This window comes from Streptomyces sp. NPDC031210, assembly GCF_055570395.1.
The window spans coordinates 106,262-123,364 of record NZ_JBVIHH010000013.1 but is presented as its reverse complement, the minus strand read 5'-3'; the positions used below and the strand labels follow the sequence as shown (position 1 = coordinate 123,364).

At 72.5% G+C, this 17,103-nt stretch carries 16 protein-coding genes; 12 read left to right on the top strand and 4 right to left on the bottom strand.

Annotated elements, in window-relative coordinates:
* The first annotated feature begins 5 nt into the window (after positions 1-5).
* From ACZ45Z_RS23570 to ACZ45Z_RS23560, 3 genes are all read left to right on the top strand, one after another.
* Entirely contained in the window at positions 6-1,274 is a 1,269-nt protein-coding gene (locus ACZ45Z_RS23570; protein WP_468365667.1) for a sensor histidine kinase, read from the top strand.
* 547 nt (positions 1,275-1,821) lie between these two features.
* Complete coding sequence (locus tag ACZ45Z_RS23565) at positions 1,822-2,124, top strand: DUF4193 domain-containing protein (protein WP_393893387.1); 303 nt, start codon at positions 1,822-1,824, stop codon at positions 2,122-2,124.
* 15 nt (positions 2,125-2,139) lie between these two features.
* The gene (locus tag ACZ45Z_RS23560; protein ID WP_468365665.1) at positions 2,140-2,994 is read left to right on the top strand and encodes a hypothetical protein; all 855 of its coding nucleotides are present in this window, start codon (positions 2,140-2,142) and stop codon (positions 2,992-2,994) included.
* Between the two features lie 42 nt (positions 2,995-3,036).
* Here the strand turns inward: ACZ45Z_RS23560 and ACZ45Z_RS23555 are convergent, their stop codons facing one another.
* Positions 3,037-3,480 carry a DUF3093 domain-containing protein gene (locus tag ACZ45Z_RS23555; RefSeq protein WP_468365662.1) on the bottom strand — a complete coding sequence of 148 codons (444 nt, stop codon included), beginning with the start codon at positions 3,478-3,480 and terminating at the stop codon, positions 3,037-3,039.
* Positions 3,481-3,538: 58 nt separating this feature from the next.
* On the opposite strand from ACZ45Z_RS23555, the gene ACZ45Z_RS23550 reads away from it, so the two are divergent.
* The 3 genes from ACZ45Z_RS23550 to ACZ45Z_RS23540 are packed head-to-tail and all read left to right on the top strand — an operon-like array spanning position 3,539 to position 5,419.
* Positions 3,539-4,132 (top strand): PaaI family thioesterase, encoded by a 594-nt coding sequence (locus ACZ45Z_RS23550; RefSeq protein ID WP_468365660.1) that lies wholly within the window; start codon positions 3,539-3,541, stop codon positions 4,130-4,132.
* The gene (gene dut, locus ACZ45Z_RS23545; RefSeq protein ID WP_468365658.1) at positions 4,129-4,650 is read left to right on the top strand and encodes a dUTP diphosphatase; all 522 of its coding nucleotides are present in this window, start codon (positions 4,129-4,131) and stop codon (positions 4,648-4,650) included. The genes ACZ45Z_RS23550 and dut overlap by 4 nt, the downstream gene beginning before the upstream one ends.
* Position 4,651: 1 nt before the next feature.
* On the top strand, positions 4,652-5,419 hold the full coding sequence (locus ACZ45Z_RS23540) for a DUF3710 domain-containing protein (RefSeq protein WP_468365655.1): 768 nt from the start codon (positions 4,652-4,654) through the stop codon (positions 5,417-5,419).
* Positions 5,420-5,552: 133 nt separating this feature from the next.
* Here the strand turns inward: ACZ45Z_RS23540 and ACZ45Z_RS23535 are convergent, their stop codons facing one another.
* On the bottom strand, positions 5,553-6,092 hold the full coding sequence (locus tag ACZ45Z_RS23535) for a GNAT family N-acetyltransferase (protein ID WP_468365653.1): 540 nt from the start codon (positions 6,090-6,092) through the stop codon (positions 5,553-5,555).
* Between the two features lie 210 nt (positions 6,093-6,302).
* Here ACZ45Z_RS23535 and ACZ45Z_RS23530 point away from each other — a divergent pair, with 210 nt between their 5' ends.
* From ACZ45Z_RS23530 to ACZ45Z_RS23515, 4 genes are all read left to right on the top strand, one after another.
* Entirely contained in the window at positions 6,303-8,858 is a 2,556-nt protein-coding gene (locus ACZ45Z_RS23530) for a DUF4118 domain-containing protein (protein ID WP_468365650.1), read from the top strand.
* 86 nt (positions 8,859-8,944) lie between these two features.
* A complete protein-coding gene (locus ACZ45Z_RS23525) occupies positions 8,945-9,628 on the top strand; it encodes a response regulator (protein ID WP_468365648.1) in 684 nt (227 codons plus the stop codon).
* Between the two features lie 76 nt (positions 9,629-9,704).
* Positions 9,705-10,103, top strand: a complete 399-nt coding sequence (locus ACZ45Z_RS23520) for an OB-fold nucleic acid binding domain-containing protein (RefSeq protein ID WP_468365645.1) — start codon at positions 9,705-9,707, stop codon at positions 10,101-10,103.
* A 3-nt stretch (positions 10,104-10,106) separates the two neighbouring features.
* Positions 10,107-11,021, top strand: a complete 915-nt coding sequence (locus ACZ45Z_RS23515; RefSeq protein WP_468365643.1) for a DUF3159 domain-containing protein — start codon at positions 10,107-10,109, stop codon at positions 11,019-11,021.
* Positions 11,022-11,116: 95 nt separating this feature from the next.
* Here the strand turns inward: ACZ45Z_RS23515 and ACZ45Z_RS23510 are convergent, their stop codons facing one another.
* Together ACZ45Z_RS23510 and ACZ45Z_RS23505 are read right to left on the bottom strand one after the other, a co-directional pair.
* On the bottom strand, positions 11,117-11,794 hold the full coding sequence (locus ACZ45Z_RS23510; RefSeq protein ID WP_468365640.1) for a potassium channel family protein: 678 nt from the start codon (positions 11,792-11,794) through the stop codon (positions 11,117-11,119).
* Positions 11,791-12,459 carry a potassium channel family protein gene (locus tag ACZ45Z_RS23505; protein WP_468365638.1) on the bottom strand — a complete coding sequence of 223 codons (669 nt, stop codon included), beginning with the start codon at positions 12,457-12,459 and terminating at the stop codon, positions 11,791-11,793. The genes ACZ45Z_RS23510 and ACZ45Z_RS23505 overlap by 4 nt, the downstream gene beginning before the upstream one ends.
* Positions 12,460-12,787: 328 nt before the next feature.
* On the opposite strand from ACZ45Z_RS23505, the gene ACZ45Z_RS23500 reads away from it, so the two are divergent.
* A complete protein-coding gene (locus tag ACZ45Z_RS23500; protein ID WP_468365951.1) occupies positions 12,788-14,788 on the top strand; it encodes an NAD-binding protein in 2,001 nt (666 codons plus the stop codon).
* Between the two features lie 234 nt (positions 14,789-15,022).
* Positions 15,023-17,074, top strand: coding sequence for an APC family permease (locus ACZ45Z_RS23495; protein WP_468365636.1), 2,052 nt, complete (start codon positions 15,023-15,025; stop codon positions 17,072-17,074).
* Positions 17,075-17,103: the final 29 nt, after the last annotated feature.

Genomic DNA, 17,103 nt, shown 5'->3' with positions numbered 1-17,103 from the left:
CGGCGATGCCTTCCCTTCCCTCGTTCTCCAAGGCGCCCACACCGCCCCCGGGCACGCCTCCCAAGCCCACCTGGGACCCGCAGCCGGTCCCCCTGCGGCCGTTCCCCTGGCTGCGGCCCACCATCCGGATACGGCTCACGCTGCTGTACGGCGGCATGTTCCTGATGGCCGGCATCGTGCTGCTGTCGATCATCTACATGCTGGCGGCGGACGCGCTGAGCGTCGGCAACCAGTTGCCCTTCAGGATCGTGGACGCCGACGAGCTGCACATCACCAGCACCACGTGTCCCCGGCTGTCCGACGTCACCGTCGTGGAGCAGCTCAACGGCGCCGTCGGCCAGTGCCTCCAGACCCAGCGGGCCGTCGCGCTGAACAACCTCCTCAACCGTTCGCTGCTGGCCCTGCTCGGGCTGACCGTCGTCGCCTTCGCGTTCGGCTACGCCATGGCGGGCCGGGTGCTGTCGCCGCTGGGCCGCATCACGCGGACCGCCCAGCGGGTGGCCGGCTCCGACCTGCACCGCAGGATCGAGCTGGGCGGACCGGACGACGAGCTCAAGGAGCTCGCCGACACCTTCGACGAGATGCTGGACCGCCTCGACCGGGCCTTCGAGTCACAGCGCCGCTTCGTCGCCAACGCCTCGCACGAGCTGCGCACGCCACTGGCGATCAACCGCACGCTGCTGGAGGTGCAGCTCGCCGACCCGGACGCGTCCCCGGAGCTGGCGCAGTTGGGCAAGACGCTGCTGGCGACCAACGAGCGCAGCGAGCAGTTGGTGGAGGGGCTGCTGCTGCTCGCCCGCAGCGAGAACAAGATTGTCGACAAAAAGCCCGTCGATCTCGCGGAGGTCGCCTCGCAGGCGGTCGAGCAGACGCGTGCGGAGGCGCAGGAAAAGGGCGTGGAGTTCCGGGGGGCCCGCCGGCCGGTCGTCGTCCAGGGCAACGGGGTGCTGCTGGAGCGGGTCGCGCTGAACCTCGTCCACAACGCCGTCCGCTACAACGTCCCCGAGGGCGGCTGGGTGGAGGTCACCACCGAAGAGCAGCCCGGCTGCGCGGTCCTGGTGATCGCCAACACCGGCCCGGTGATCCCGGCCTATGAGGTGGAGAACCTCTTCGAGCCGTTCCGGCGGCTGCGTACCGAGCGCACCGGCAGCGACAAGGGCGTCGGTCTGGGGCTGTCCATCGTGCGCTCGGTGGTCCGGGCGCACGACGGCAGCATCATGGCCGAGCCGCGCGAGGGCGGCGGACTGGTCATGCGGGTCGTACTGCCGCTCTGACGGACCCGCCGGGGCGCTCCCGCGGGGCCCGCAAGGGGGTTGTGCGGCCCGTGGAGGGCCCGCGGGAGGCCGCGGGTGACCTCGGACATCTGTGCGTGAGGTCGCCCGCGGGGCGGGCGCACACCGCTTCGCCTCGCGGTTTGACGTGAGGGCGGGTGGGCGAGGATCCTTCGCCTCGTTCGCTTTGCGCGGAATTCGGCTGGTCCGCCCGCCACCTTGACCGTGTGTGATCCCTCACAGGCGCGAAATTCCGGCCATCTACCCTCCGTGATCGAAATGCCCGGTGGAAAGCCGGGAAAATCCGGGTTTCCCGGGGCCCTGATCACGGGAAGTACACGGGATGGGCTGCGCGAGGTGCGACTTTCGGACCGTGTACGGTCCTGATCGCATCCAAACCGATCGCCTCTTCAGAGGTGCGGTTGGGTGTCGATTGAGTAACAGACCTTGATGTGAGGCAAAATCTCCGCCTCAGGTCGGGCACAAGTCCGGCCTCTCACGCGTTACGAGCGCTGAGACACCGCAGACACCCAGAGGGGGAGAGCGACACATGGCTACGGATTACGACACCCCACGAAAGACCGATGACGACCTCAACGAGGACAGCATCGAGGAGCTGAAGGCCCGGCGGAACGACAAGTCCACCTCGGCCGTCGACGTCGATGAGTTCGAGCAGGCCGAGGGCCTGGAACTCCCCGGCGCCGACCTCTCGAACGAAGAGCTCGCGGTCCGCGTGCTCCCCAAGCAGCAGGACGAGTTCACCTGCATGAGCTGCTTCCTGGTCCACCACCGCAGCCAGCTCGCGGCTGAGGACAAGAACGGCCAGCCGATCTGCCGCGACTGCGCGGCCTGAGCAGCGGTCTACGCCGTGGCAGGCGTGAACCCGTTCCGTAAGGGCCACAAGGGCGAGAAAGGCTCGGCGGCCGGCGCACGATCACGCGAGGAAACCGCGCCCGTGCCCGCCGACCCGACCGCCCTCCCCGCGGAGCGGACGACCGGTGCACCGCAGGAGCGAGGCCGCACGGCCTCGCTCGCGGGGGCGTTCGGCCGTGGCGCGAAGAGGGGCGGAGTCAGCGCGCGGGCCACGCTCGCCGTCATCGCCGACCGGATCATCGCCGCCGCACCGAGGATCCCGGTCCGCGATCTCGCCACCCTGCGCGCGCAGTTCCCCGGTCTGACCCCCGAGGAACTCGCCGACAAGCTCGTCGCGGGCGCCTCCCGCGCCGCCGCCACCGTCGGAGCGGGCGTGGGCGCGGCCGCGATGCTGCCCGTGCCACCCGCCATGCCGGCCGAACTGGCCGCCGAGGTCGCCGGCGTCGCCTCCGTCGAGATCAAACTGATCGCCGAACTCCACGAGGTCTACGGCCTGCGGCCCCCGGGGAACCTCAAACAGCGCGCGATGGCCTACCTCACGTCCTGGACCGAGGAGCGGGGCGTCGAGATCAGCAGACCCGCGTCGCTGAACGCCGCGCTCGGCGGGCAGCTCAGGCGCGAACTGCGCCAGCGGATCATGAAGCGCACGCTGCGCAACCTCCCCAACCTCGCGCCGTTCATGGTCGGCGCCGCCGTCGGCGCGTTCATGAACCGCCGGGACACCAGAAAGCTTGCGCACAAGGTCCGCGAGGACCTGCGCTCCCGGCAGATCCCGTGGGACGCCCTGCCCGCCTCCGCCGCGCACGCCCCGCAGGACGACGCGACGGCCGGGAGCGGCCCGCTCCCGTAGAGGAGCCCCCGGAGCACCCGGCGTCCCCCCGGCAGCCGCCCGTCAGGTGTGGACCGCCGCCAGCGCCGCCACCAGGCGCTCCGGTTCCCGCGTCGAGAGATACGCGTACGGCGTCGGGTCCGCCGGATCGATGATCTCCACCCGCACCGCCGTCGGGATGTAGCCGCGCAGCAGCATGAACGCGCGGGCGTCGGCCTTGTGCGTCCGCCAGGCCCGCGCCTCGTCGGCGTCCAGCACCACGGCCTCGCCGAGCGCCGTCGCCGGGATCTTCGCGTCACCCGCGATCAGCGCACCGCCCACCACCCGGATCCGGGCCGAGCCGTAGGCGCTGACCACCACCGCGGCCAGCGCGCCGCCGCCGATCAGCCCGCCGAGCATCGGCAGCGTCCCCAGAGGGAGCAGCATCAAGGCGCAGGCGACGCCGATCAGGGCGGCGATCACCCACCAGGAGCGGGGCGCGGTGAGGCGTTCTTCGTACGACTGCATGGCTCCAGCTTGGCACGGCGGAGCGGGCCCCTTACCCGCGCGGGTAGGGTCTGCACTCGTGAGTGCAACTGACGAACCCAGGGCGCGGCTGACGCCACCGAAGGACGCCGTCGCTCCGCTCCGGCATCCCGACGCGCCGGCCCCCGGAGAACTCCTCGGCGCGCACTACGACCGGTGCTTCGGCTGCGGAACCGGCCAGCCGCACGGCCTCCACCTGGAGGCGCGGGCCGGCGACGGTGTGAGCGTACGCGCGGAGTTCACCGTCAAGGAGGCCCACCAGGGCGCGCCGGGCCTGGCCCACGGCGGTGTCCTGGCCACCGCGCTGGACGAGACGCTCGGCTCGCTGAACTGGCTGCTGCGGGTGATCGCGGTGACCGGCCGGCTGGAGACCGACTTCGTGCGGCCGGTGCCGCTGGGCACGGTGCTGCATCTGGACGCGCGGGTCACCGCGGTGCACGGGCGGAAGATCTACTCGACGGCCGTGGGGCGGATAGGCGCTCCGGACGGTCCCGTCGCGGTGCGCGCGGAGGCGGTGTTCATCGAGGTGAAGGTCGACCACTTCATCGACAACGGACGGCCCGAGGAGATCCAGGCGGCGATGGCAGACCCGGACCAGCTCAGGCGCGCGCGTGCATTCGAGGTGAACCCGTGAGCGAGGTACGCAATCCGGTGGATGTGCTGCTGCGGCGGCTGGACGCGGACGTGCCCGTCCCGTCGTACGGGCATCCCGGCGACGCGGGCATGGATCTGGTGACCACGGTGGCCGCCGAACTCGCGCCGGGGGAGCGCGCGGTGCTCCCCACGGGAGTGTCGATCGCCCTGCCTGACGGTTACGCGGCATTTGTGCACCCGCGGTCGGGGCTGGCCGCCCGCTGCGGGCTGGCGTTGGTGAATGCCCCCGGGACGGTGGATGCCGGGTACCGTGGGGAAATCAAGGTGATCGTGGTCAATCTGGATCCGCGCGAGAGCGTGCGATTCGAGAGGTTCGACCGGATCGCCCAACTGGTCGTCCAGCAGGTCGAGAAGGTGCGCTTCCACGAGGTGGCGGAGCTTCCCGGCTCGGCGCGGGCCGAGGGGGGATTCGGTTCCACCGGCGGTCATGCGGCGGTGGGCGGCTCCACGGGCGGGAATGGATACGCATCGGTCGGTGCCGACCGGGAAGGACAGTGACGTGTTCGGACGTCGCAAGAAGAACGAGGCTCCTGAAGAGCCCGCGAAGGACACGGCGCTCGCCGAGGAGGCAGCGGCGAGCGACGCCGACGGGGACGAGGAGACAGGCCGGCGGGTGGGCCTTCCGCCCGCGCCGCGGCCGGACGGCCCCTGGGACGCGTCCGAGGTCAAGCAGCCGGGCGAGGGCCGGGTGGACCTGGGCGGACTGTTCGTGCCCGGTGTCGAGGGCATGGAGCTGCGGGTGGAGGTCGCCGGTGACGCGATCGTCGCCGCGACCGTGGTGCTCCAGGACAGCGCCGTGCAACTGCAGGCCTTCGCCGCCCCGAGGAACGAGGGGATCTGGGGCGAGGTCCGCGAGGAGATCGCCTCCGGAATCACCCAGCAGGGCGGTGTCATCGACGAGGTCGAGGGCCCGCTGGGCTGGGAGCTGCGGGCGCAGGTGCCCGTGCAACTGCCCGACGGGACGAACGGCGTGCAGGTCGTGCGCTTCGTCGGTGTCGACGGCCCGCGGTGGTTCCTGCGCGGTGTGATCTCCGGCCAGGGCGCGGTGCAGCCGCAGGCCGCCGGGGTGCTGGAGCACATCTTCCGGGACACCGTCGTCGTCCGGGGCGACGCCCCGATGGCGCCGCGCGACCCGATCGTCCTGAAGCTGCCCGACGACGCGCAGATGGTGCCGGACGGCGTCCAGCAGGAGCCGGCCGAGGGCTCGCGCTTCGGCGGCGGCGTGGACCGGCTGGAGCGCGGACCGGAGATCACCGAGATCCGCTGACGCGACCGTGGGGGCCGGCCGGCCGGCGCGGCGGACGCCCGCCGGCGGTGCACGAGCGACGGTTGCCAAGGGCCGTATTCCTCAAGGGGAGTACGGCCCTCGGCCGTGTGAACGGGCGGGTGTCCCAGGGCCCTCACCACACGTCGCCGTCGCGCCAGTCGCAGGTCAGGTCGCCGTCGAGGTCCAGCGGCACGGGGCCGGGCAGGACGTACAGGCAGCCGTCCTCCTCCGCGGTGCGGCGTACGCCGGCCGGGGTCAGCGCCCAGGACGGGCCCCGCCACAACTGCCAGCCGCGCGCCGCGTAGAAGGCCGCGCCCTCGTCGGAGGCGCCCAGCGCGCCGAGGTCGTAGGCGCCGCGCACCACCCGCTCCAGGGCGTTCATCAGGGCCGCGCCGTGCCCGCGGCCGCGGCGGTCCGCGCGGACGCCCACCCCTTCGACGTAGCCGCAGCGCAGCGCCCGGCCGCCGTGCAGCAGGCGCCGCTGGATCACCGAGGCGTGCCCGATCAGCTCGCCGTCCTGGTGGACCAGCGCGTGCACACCGCCCAGAGCGTGTTCCCAGTCCTCCGCGGTCATGTCGTCGAAGACGTCGTACAGCAGGGCGCGGGCCGCCTTGCGGGTGGCGGCGTCCAGGTCGGCGGTATGGGCGAGAGTGACCTCGGTCATGCGGCTCATCCTCGCAGCCGGGGTCGTGCCCCGGCGACGGACTTTTCCGGCGCCTGCCCGGTCCGGCCGCCCTGCGGTGGCGTGCTCGCCCGGGCGCATCAGGGTCGCGTCAAGACCCGGCGAGAAGACGCCACCCGCGGCTTTCGTCCCGTTGTCCCCCGGTAGGGTCGGGTCAGGTCCAGCCCGGTGGGGGCTGTCCTCCCGTAAGACGAAGAGGCCATGGCACGCGGCAAGCTACGCATATATCTCGGTGCGGCACCGGGGGTCGGCAAGACCTACGCGATGCTCGCCGAGGCGCACCGCCGAGTGGAGCGGGGTACCGACGCGGTGGTGGCGTTCGTCGAGCACCACGACCGGCCGCGCACCGAGGTCATGCTGCGCGGCCTGGAGCGGATCGAGCGGCGGCGGCTGGAGTACCGCGGGACGACGTTCACCGAGATGGACACCGACGCGGTCCTGGCCCGCGCGCCGGCCGTCGCGCTCGTCGACGAACTGGCGCACACCAACGTCCCCGGCTCGCGGCACGGCAAACGCTGGCAGGACGTCGAGGAGCTGCTGGAGGCCGGCATCGATGTGGTCTCGACCGTCAACATCCAGCATCTGGAGTCACTCGGCGATGTCGTCGAATCGATAACGGGCGTCCGCCAGCGGGAGACCGTGCCGGACGAGATCGTCCGCCGCGCCGACCAGATCGAACTGGTCGACATGTCGCCACAGGCACTCCGCCGCCGCATGGCACACGGCAACATCTACCGGTCCGACAAGGTCGACGCCGCCCTGTCGAACTACTTCCGGCCGGGCAATCTCACCGCGCTGCGCGAGCTGGCGCTGCTGTGGGTCGCCGACCGTGTCGACGAATACCTCCAGGAGTACCGCGCGGAGCACTCCATCCGCTCCACCTGGCAGGCCCGCGAACGCATCGTCGTCGGCCTGACCGGCGGCCCGGAGGGGCGGACGCTGATCCGCCGCGCCGCCAGGATGGCCGCCAAGGGATCGGGCGGCGAAGTCCTCGCCGTCTACATCGCGCGCAGCGACGGACTGACCTCCGCCTCGCCCGAGGAACTCGCCGCGCAGCGCACCCTGGCGGAAGACCTGGGCGGAACGTTCCACCACGTCATCGGCGACGACATCCCCCGCGCGCTGCTGGACTTCGCGCAGGGCGTCAACGCCACCCAGATCGTTCTCGGCTCCAGCCGCCGCAAGGCATGGCAGTACGTCTTCGGGCCCGGCGTGGGCGCCACCGTCGCCCGCGATTCCGGCCCCGACCTCGACGTGCACATCGTGACCCACGAGGAGGCCGCCCGCGGCCGGGGACTGCCGGTGGCGCGCGGCGCGCGACTGGGCCGGGCCCGGCTGGTGGCCGGCTGGCTCGTCGGCATCGTCGGCCCGGCGCTGCTCTCGCTGCTGCTGCCCAGCGACCCGGACGGCCCGGGGCTGGCCAACGAGGTGCTGCTGTTCCTCTTCCTGACCGTCGTCGCGGCGCTGCTGGGCGGGCGGTTGCCCGCGCTCGCGTCGGCCGCCGCGGGCTCGCTGCTGCTGAACTTCTTCTTCACGCCGCCCACCCACACCCTGACCGTCAGCGACCCTGCCAACCTCGTCGCCATCGTGATCTTCTTCGCGGTGGCCGTGTCCGTCGCCTCGGTGGTCGATCTCGCCGCCCGCCGCACCCACCAGGCGGCGCGACTGCGCGCCGAGTCGGAGATCCTCTCCTTCCTCGCGGGCAGCGTGCTGCGCGGTGAGACGACCCTGGACGCGCTGCTGGAGCGGGTCCGGGAGACCTTCGCGATGGAGACGGTCGCGCTGCTGGAACGCGGCGGCGACACCGAGCCGTGGACGTGCGCGGGCCGCGCCGGCGGCACCGGGGGCGGCGAGCCGCCGCGGCGCCCCGAGGACGCGGATGTCGACATGCCCGTCGGCGACCACCTGGCACTGGCGCTGACCGGCCGGGTGCTGCCCGCGGAGGACCGCCGCGTGCTGGCCGCGTTCGCCGCCCAGGCCGCCGTCGTCCTGGACCGGCAGCGGCTGGTGGACGAGGCGGCGCGGGCCAGGGAACTCGCCGAGGGCAACCGCATCAGGACCGCGCTGCTCGCCGCCGTCAGCCACGACCTGCGCACCCCCCTCGCGAGCATCAAGGCCTCCGTCACCTCCCTGCGCTCCGACGACGTCGCCTGGTCCCCGCAGGACGAGGCGGAGCTGCTGGCCGGCATCGAGGCGGGCGCGGACCGGCTCGACCACCTGGTCGGCAACCTCCTGGACATGTCCCGCCTCCAGACCGGCACGGTCACCCCGCTGATCCGCGAGATCGACCTCGACGAGGTGGTGCCGATGGCGCTCGGCGGGGTGCCCGAAGGCAGCGTCACGCTCGACATCCCCGAGGAGCTGCCGATCGTCGCCGCCGACCCGGGCCTGCTGGAGCGGGCGGTGGCCAACGTCGTGGAGAACGCCGTGAAGTACAGCCCCGACGGCGAGCGGGTCCTGGTCGCCGCCAGCGCGCTCGGCGACCGCGTCGAGCTGCGGATCACCGACCGCGGCCCGGGCGTCCCCGACAGCGCCAAGGACCGGATCTTCGCGCCGTTCCAGCGCCACGGCGACGCCCCGCGCGGCGCCGGAGTGGGCCTGGGTCTCGCCGTCGCCCGCGGCTTCGCCGAGGCGATGGGCGGCACGCTCACCGCCGAGGACACCCCCGCGGGCGGCATGACGATGGTCCTCACCCTGCGCGCGGCCGGCGGGCCGGCCCAGGCGACGCCCGAACCGCCGGCCGGGGCCACCACGTGAGCCCGGCCGCCGTGACCCCGCCCACCACCCCCGCCGGGCCCGGCCCGGCGGGGACCGACAGACCCGACCCGAAGGGGAGAACGCCAGTGAACCGGGTGCTCGTGGTCGATGACGAGCCGCAGATCGTCCGCGCCCTCGTGATCAACCTCAAGGCGCGCAAGTACGAGGTGGACGCGGCCCCCGACGGGGCGACCGCCCTGAAGCTCGCCGCCGCCCGCCACCCCGACGTCATCGTCCTCGACCTGGGCCTGCCCGATATGGACGGCGTCGAGGTCATCAAGGGACTGCGCGGCTGGACGCGGGTGCCGATCCTGGTGCTGTCCGCCCGGCAGACCTCCGACGAGAAGGTCGAGGCGCTCGACGCGGGCGCGGACGACTACGTCACCAAGCCGTTCGGCATGGACGAGCTGCTGGCCAGGCTGCGGGCCGCGGTGCGCAGGGCCGAGCCCACCGGGCCGGCCGGCGAAACGTTGATCGTGGAAACCGACGCGTTCACCGTCGACCTGGCCGCCAAGAAGGCCCACCGCGACGGCCGGGACATCCGGCTCACCCCCACCGAGTGGCACCTGCTGGAAGTCCTCGTACGCAACGCCGGCCGCCTGGTCAGCCAGAAGCAGCTCCTCCAGGAGGTCTGGGGACCCTCGTACGGCACCGAGACCAACTACCTGCGCGTCTACATGGCCCAACTGCGCCGCAAGCTGGAGAGCGACCCCTCCCATCCGCGGCACTTCATCACCGAGGCCGGGATGGGCTACCGGTTTGAGCGGTGACCCGCGCCGCGGCAGTTGGCGAGGCGGGGCCGTACGGGCAGTGCTGCGGCGCGGGGCGCACCGGTACGCTGGGCTTATGAGTGCTGGGACCCGATCCGAGAAGCCGGCCGGTCGCTTCCGCCGGATGCTCGACAGGCTGTCCTCCTCCGAGGAGGAGCTGCAGAGCGCCGAGTTGCGGGAGGACACGCAGGCGGCGGGATGCACGCGCATCTGCGACTGCGACGACCGCCAGATAGTCAAGGTCACCGGCACCCTGCGGCATGTGACGCTGCGGCCGCGCGCCGGTGTGCCCGCGCTGGAGGCGGAGCTGTTCGACGGCTCCGCCGCACTCGACGTGGTGTGGCTCGGACGCCGCTCCATCGTCGGGATAGAGCCGGGCCGTAAGCTCATCGCCTCGGGCCGGGTCTCCATGAGCCACGGACGCCGGGTGCTTTTCAACCCGAAGTACGAACTCCGACCGCTCGGACAGGAGTAGCCGGTGACGTCTCACGACCGACCGACCACTGACGCTTCCGCAGGCCCCTCGCCCGCCACACCCCCCGCCCCCGCGGCATCCACCGCGGCGCCCGACTCTCCACCGCCACCTTCCGGCGCGGGCGAGGACACCGGAGACCGGAACGTCACGGAGGCGGCCCTCTTCGAGGCGTTCGGCGGCGTGCGCGGCATGGTGGAGACCGTTCTGCCCGGCCTGCTGTTCGTCACCATCTTCACGGTCAACAAGGACCTGCACCTCTCGGCGATCGCCGCGCTGGCCGTCTCGCTGGTCCTGGCCGCCGTGCGCCTGGTCCGCAAGGACACCGTCAAGCACGCCTTCAGCGGGGTCTTCGGCGTGGTCTTCGGCGTGGTCTTCGCGATGATGACCGGCAACGCCAAGGACTTCTACCTGCCGGGCATGCTCTACACCCTCGGCATGGCCCTGGCCTACGTCCTCACCACCCTCGCGGGCGTCCCGCTGCTGGGCCTGATCCTGGGCCCGGTCTTCAAGGAGAACCTCTCCTGGCGGACCCGCAACCCCGGCCGCAAGCGGGCCTACGCCAAGGCGAGCTGGGCCTGGGGCCTGATCCTGCTCGCCAAGTGCGCGATCCTCTTCCCGCTGTACTGGTGGGCGGACACCACCCAGTTCGGCTGGGTGCTGATCGCCCTGAAGATCCCGCCGTTCCTGCTCGCGGTGTACCTGACCTGGGTCTTCCTGGCCAAGGCGCCGCCGCCCATCGACGTCTTCGCCGAGATGGAGGCGCGCGAGGAGCGGGAGCGGGCCGCGAAGGAAGCCGGACGGGAGCAGGCCGGACCGGAGCACAAGGTCCTGGGCGAGGTCGAGGACGGTCCGGCGCGGGGGATCGCCGCCGAGGCGCTCGCCGAGCGCCCGGCGCAAGGGCCGCGCCACCGCCGCTGAGCGGGCCGCCCCGGCACACGCGAGGGCCCCTGGGACCACATGCGTCCCAGGGGCCCTCGGCCGTTCTCGCGGCCCCCGCGCGGGGGCCGCGCCCGTCAGCCCGCCGGCTCCTCGCGGCGTACCGACAGCAGGTCCTCCAACTGCTCCTCACGCGACTGGGCCGCGACGAACAGCAGCTCGTCGCCCGCCTCCAGCACGTCCTCCTTGTTGGGCGTGAGCACCCGCGTCCCGCGGATGATCGTGACCAGGGAGGTGTCCTCGGGCCACTCCACGGCCCCGACCCGGGTGCCGGCCAGCGCGGCCTCCGGCGGCAGCGTGAGCTCGACGAGGTTGGCGTCGCCGTGGCTGAAGCGCAGCAGCCGTACGAGATCGCCGACGCTCACCGCCTCCTCGACCAGCGCCGACATCAGGCGCGGCGTGGAGACCGCGACATCGACGCCCCAGGACTCGTTGAACAGCCACTCGTTCTTGGGGTTGTTGACGCGGGCCACCACCCGCGGCACGCCGTACTCGGTCTTGGCCAGCAGCGACACGACGAGATTGACCTTGTCGTCACCGGTAGCCGCGATGACGACGTTGCAGCGCTGCAGCGCCGCCTCGTCGAGCGAGGTGATCTCGCACGCGTCGGCCAGCAGCCACTCCGCCAGCGGCACCCGCTCCACCGAGATGGCGGTCGGCGCCTTGTCGATGAGCAGGATCTCGTGCCCGTTCTCCAGCAGTTCACCCGCGATGGAACGACCCACCGCGCCCGCGCCCGCGATCGCGACCCTCATGCGTGCGCCTCCTCAGGACCTTCGGCGAATGCCGCCTCGACCGTTTCGACCTCGTCGGAACGCATCATCACGTGCACCAGATCGCCTTCCTGGAGCACCGTCTGGGAAGTCGGCAGCATCGCCTCGCCCAGCCGCGTGAGAAACGCGACGCGTACGCCGGTCTCCTCCTGCAACGTGCTGATCTTGTGGCCCACCCAGGCCGCGGCGGCGTGCACCTCGGCGAGCTGGACGCCGCCGCTCGGGTCCCGCCACAGCGGCTCGGCGCCCGCGGGCAGCAGCCGACGCAGCATCTGGTCCGCGGTCCAGCGGACGGTGGCGACGGTGGGGATGCCCAGACGCTGGTAGACCTCGGCGCGCCGCGGGTCGTAGATCCGGGCCGCGACGTTCTCGACGCCGAACATCTCGCGGGCCACCCGGGCGGCGATGATGTTGGAGTTGTCGCCGCTGGAGACGGCCGCGAAGGCGCCCGCCTCCTCGATGCCCGCCTCGCGCAGCGTGTCCTGGTCGAAGCCGACGCCGGTCACCCGGCGGCCCCCGAAGGACGAGCCCAGGCGGCGGAACGCGGTCGGGTCCTGGTCGACCACCGCGATGGTGTGCCCCTGGCTCTCCAGGGTCTGTGCGAGCGCGGAGCCCACGCGACCGCACCCCATGATGACGATGTGCATGCTGATTACCCCGTGCCCTGGACTAGCGCGCTGACCTGCACAAACACCCTGCTCACTACTTTCTTTTCCCAGTGCCGGCGACACGAGGCCACGGCTCGCGACGATGACCGGGTGCCTCAACGGGCGGGTTGGCGCACCGCGGTCCGGTACAACCGTAGCCGTATCGGCCTGCCCCGCACGGGGCGCGGTAGGCGCCGGCCGGGCGCGAACGGGGGGAGCGGTGCCGCGTTCTGACGCGCCGGGCTGCGCCGCCCGGGGCACGTAAGGCAGGCTACGAGGCGTGCCCAACCTGCCTCAGCAGCCCCAACAGGGCTCTCCCGCCCCGCACATGGTGGTCTGCGGTGACGACGCGCTCGCGCACCGGCTCGCCGCCGAACTCCAGGGTGTCTACCGCGAACGGGTGACGCTCGTCGTCCCCTCGGCCCGCGAGCCGCACCGCCCCCGCATCCCGCCGCCGGCGCGCGGCGGCCTCGGCCGGGCCACCGCGCTGCTGGGCCGCGTCTCGGCGGCGATGGTACGGACCGCACCCGGCTCCCCGGGCGCGTCGGGCTCCGGCGCGTCTGCCGGAGAGCCGGCACCCGCCGAAGCCGAAACCGACACCGACGCCGACGAACCCGCCGAGGAGGCGATAGAGATCCTGGAGGCGGCGGAGGCCGACGACGCCGCGCTGACGCAGGCCCGGATCGCGTCGGCCGGCGCCCTGGCGCTCGTCTACGACGACGACGAGACCAACATCCACGCCGCGCTGCGCGCCCGCCGCCTCAACCCGCGGCTGCGCCTGGTCATCCGCCTGTACAACCGCAAACTCGGCCAGCACCTGGAGGAGTTGCTCGACCAGGCCGCGGCGGTCGCGGCCACCGGCGTGGAGGGGGAGGGCGGCGTCGACGCCTCGACCGCCGTGCTGTCCGACGCCGACACCGTGGCCCCGGCGCTGGCGGCCACCGCCGTCGCCGGCACCAGCAAGGTCATCGAGGCGGACGGGTTGCTGCTGCGGGCCGTGGAGCGTCCCCCGGTGCCGCCCGGCCGGCTCTCCGGGCCCGGACTGTGCACCCTCGCCCTGCTCTCCGCCGGCGCCAGCGACCCCGCGGACGCGCCCGCGCCGGCGATGGGCGACGACGGCCCGGTGCTGCTGCCCGACGACGCGGCGGTCGCGGCCGCCACCGGTTGCGGCACCGTCGTCCTGGAGACCGTCTCCTACACCGGCCGCCCGGTACGCCGCAGCCGGTTGCGCGGCCGCGGCGCCCCCCTCGCCTCCTTCTTCTCCCGACGACTGCGGTGGTCGCTGGCCGGCGTCGTCGGCGCGGTCCTCGCGCTGGCCGTCGCCTCCTCCCTGACCACCGGCGACGACCCGCTGCACGCCGCGTACCTGTCGCTGCTGGACCTCTTCGCCATCAACGATCCGGCGATCGGCCAGCCGCTGCCGCGCAAGGTGCTGCAACTGCTGTCCGGGCTGACCGGCCTGTTGCTGCTGCCGGTGCTGGTCGCGGCGGCGTTCGAGGGGCTCGGCACCTTCCGCAGCGCCTCCGCCCTGCGCCGCCCGCCACGCGGCCTGTCCGGACACGTGGTGCTGCTGGGCCTCGGCAAGGTCGGCACCCGGGTGCTGGCACGGCTGCACGAGATGGGCATCCCGGTGGTGTGCGTCGAGGCCGACCCCGACGCGCGGGGCATCGCACTGGCCCGCCGCTTACGGGTGCCGACCGTGCTGGGCGACGCCACACAGGAAGGCGTCCTGGAGGCGGCCATGGTCGAACGTGCCTCCACGCTGCTCGCCCTGACCAGCGCGGACACCACCAACCTGGAGGCCGCCCTCTACGCCCGCTCGGTCAAGCCCCGCCTGCGGGTCACGCTGCGGCTGTTCGACGACCGGTTCGCCACCGCCGTCTACCGCACGCTGCGCGCCGCCCACCCCCGCGCGCTGACCCGCAGCCGCAGCGTCAGCTTCCTGGCCGCGCCCGCCTTCGCCGGCGCGATGATGGGACGCCAGATCCTCGGCGCGATCCCGGTGGAGCGCCGGGTGCTGCTGGTCGCCCGGGTCGGCGTGCGCGGCCATGCCGCCCTGGAGGGCCGTACGGTCGGCGAGGTGCTGCGGCCGGGTCGGCTGCGGATCCTGGCCGTCGACACCTCGGCCCCCGACACTCCCGATCCGGACGCCGCGGCCGCCTCGCCCCCGCCCGCCAAGGACCGCGAGCCGGCGCGGCTGGTGCACGAACTGGGTGACGGCTACGTCCTGCGTCCCCAGGACCGGGTGCTGCTGGCCGCCACCCGCCAGGGCCTGGGCGACCTGGTGGCCCGGCAGCCGCGCACCGGGCGGGGGAGCGGCGAGTGGTGACACGGGGCGCGTGACGAATGCCACGGGAGCCGGAGGCGAGGCCGCGCGCCCCCCTTGGGCCCGGTGCGACGTCGCCGTTCCCCCGTGGGGCCCCTGTTCCGCGTGGGGATTGTGTGCAGATTGCGGTGTTCCCGTAGGCCCGGAGCGCACCCGGCCTGCGGCTCCCCACCCAACTGTCCCCCCGTGCGGGTGGCGGGTGGGCGCCGGGCTGAACCAAGGCTTAGCATCCTCTGCGTGTCCAAACTGACCGACGTGCCCAAACGGATCCTCATCGGGCGCGCACTGCGCAGCGACAAGCTTGGCGAGACCCTTCTCCCCAAGCGCATCGCGCTGCCCGTGTTCGCCTCCGACCCGCTCTCCTCCGTGGCGTACGCGCCGGGAGAGGTGCTGCTCGTCCTGTCCGTGGCGGGTGTGTCGGCGTACCACTTCAGCCCCTGGATCGCGGTCGCGGTCGTGGTGCTGATGTTCACCGTCGTCGCGTCGTACCGGCAGAACGTGCACGCCTACCCCAGCGGCGGTGGCGACTACGAGGTCGCCAACACCAACCTCGGCCCGAAAGCCGGCCTCACCGTGGCCAGCGCCCTGCTGGTCGACTACGTCCTGACCGTCGCCGTCTCCATCTCCTCCGGCGTCGAGAACCTGGGCTCCGCGATCCCCTTCGTCGTCGAGCACAAGACGCTGTGCGCGGTCGCGACGATCGTGCTGCTGACGCTGATGAACCTGCGCGGCGTCAAGGAGTCGGGCAAGCTCTTCGCGATCCCCACCTACGTCTTTGTGGCCGGCGTCTTCGTCATGATCATCTGGGGCGCGGTGCGCAGCCTGGCCATGGGCGACACGATGAAGGCTCCCACCGCCGACTACACCATCCACGCCGAGCAGGGCGGCCTGGCCGGCTTCGCGCTGGTCTTCCTGCTGCTGCGCGCGTTCTCCTCCGGCTGTGCCGCGCTCACCGGCGTCGAGGCGATCAGCAACGGCGTGCCCGCCTTCCGCAAGCCGAAGTCGAAGAACGCCGCGACCACCCTCGCGCTCATGGGCGGCCTGGCCGTCACGATGTTCTGCGGCATCATCGCCCTTGCCATGGTCACCGACGTCAAGATGGCGGAGACCCCGGCCAGGGACCTACTGAACAACGGCGTACCGGTCGGCGCCGGCTTCACCCAGGACCCGGTCATCTCGCAGGTCGCCTCGGCGGTCTTCGGCCAGGGCTCCCTGCTGTTCATCGTGCTGGCCGCCGCCACCGCGCTGGTGCTGTTCCTCGCCGCGAACACCGCCTACAACGGTTTCCCGCTGCTCGGCTCGATCCTCGCCCAGGACCGCTACCTGCCGCGCCAGCTCCACACCCGCGGCGACCGGCTGGCCTTCTCCAACGGCATCGTGCTGCTGGCCGGCGCCGCCGCCGTCCTGGTCTACTTCTACGGCGCGGACTCCACCCGGCTGATCCAGCTCTACATCGTCGGCGTCTTCGTCTCCTTCACGCTCAGCCAGATCGGCATGGTCCGGCACTGGAACCGCCACCTGCTGACCGAGAAGGAGCCCGCCAAGCGGCGCCGCATGCACCGCTCGCGGGCCATCAACGCCTTCGGCGCCACCTTCACCGGCCTCGTCCTCGTCGTCGTGCTGCTCACGAAGTTCACCCACGGCGCCTGGGTCGCCCTGCTCGGCATGGTCATCTTCTTCGTGACGATGAGCGCGATCCGCCGCCACTACGACCGTGTCGCCGACGAGATCGCCGCCGAGGAAACCCCCGACGACGACGTCGTGCGCCCCTCCCGGGTGCACTCCATCGTCCTGGTGTCCAAGGTCCACAAGCCCACCCTGCGGGCCCTGAACTACGCCAAGCTGATGCGCTCCGACACCCTCGAAGCGGTCAGCGTCGACGTCGACCAGGCCGACACCAAGGCGCTGCGCGCCGAGTGGGAACGCCGCGGCATCGAGGTCCCCCTCAAGGTCCTCGCCTCGCCCTACCGCGAGATCACCCGGCCGATCATCGACTACGTCAAGTCGCTGCGCCGCGAGAGCCCGCGCGACGCCGTCTCGGTCTACATCCCCGAGTACGTCGTCGGCCACTGGTACGAGCACCTGCTCCACAACCAGAGCGCCCTGCGCCTCAAGGGCCGGCTGCTGTTCACGCCCGGCGTCATGGTCACCTCCGTGCCCTGGCAACTGGACTCGTCCGAGGCCGCCAAGAAGCGGGCCCGCAAGCGCGCCGAGTGGAACGCGCCCGGCGCGGTCCGCCGCGGCCCGGTCACCCAGCCGAAGAAGGAAAAGGCCGGCACGAAGAAGTAGCGGCGGCCGCGGCCGGCGGCCCGGGTGCT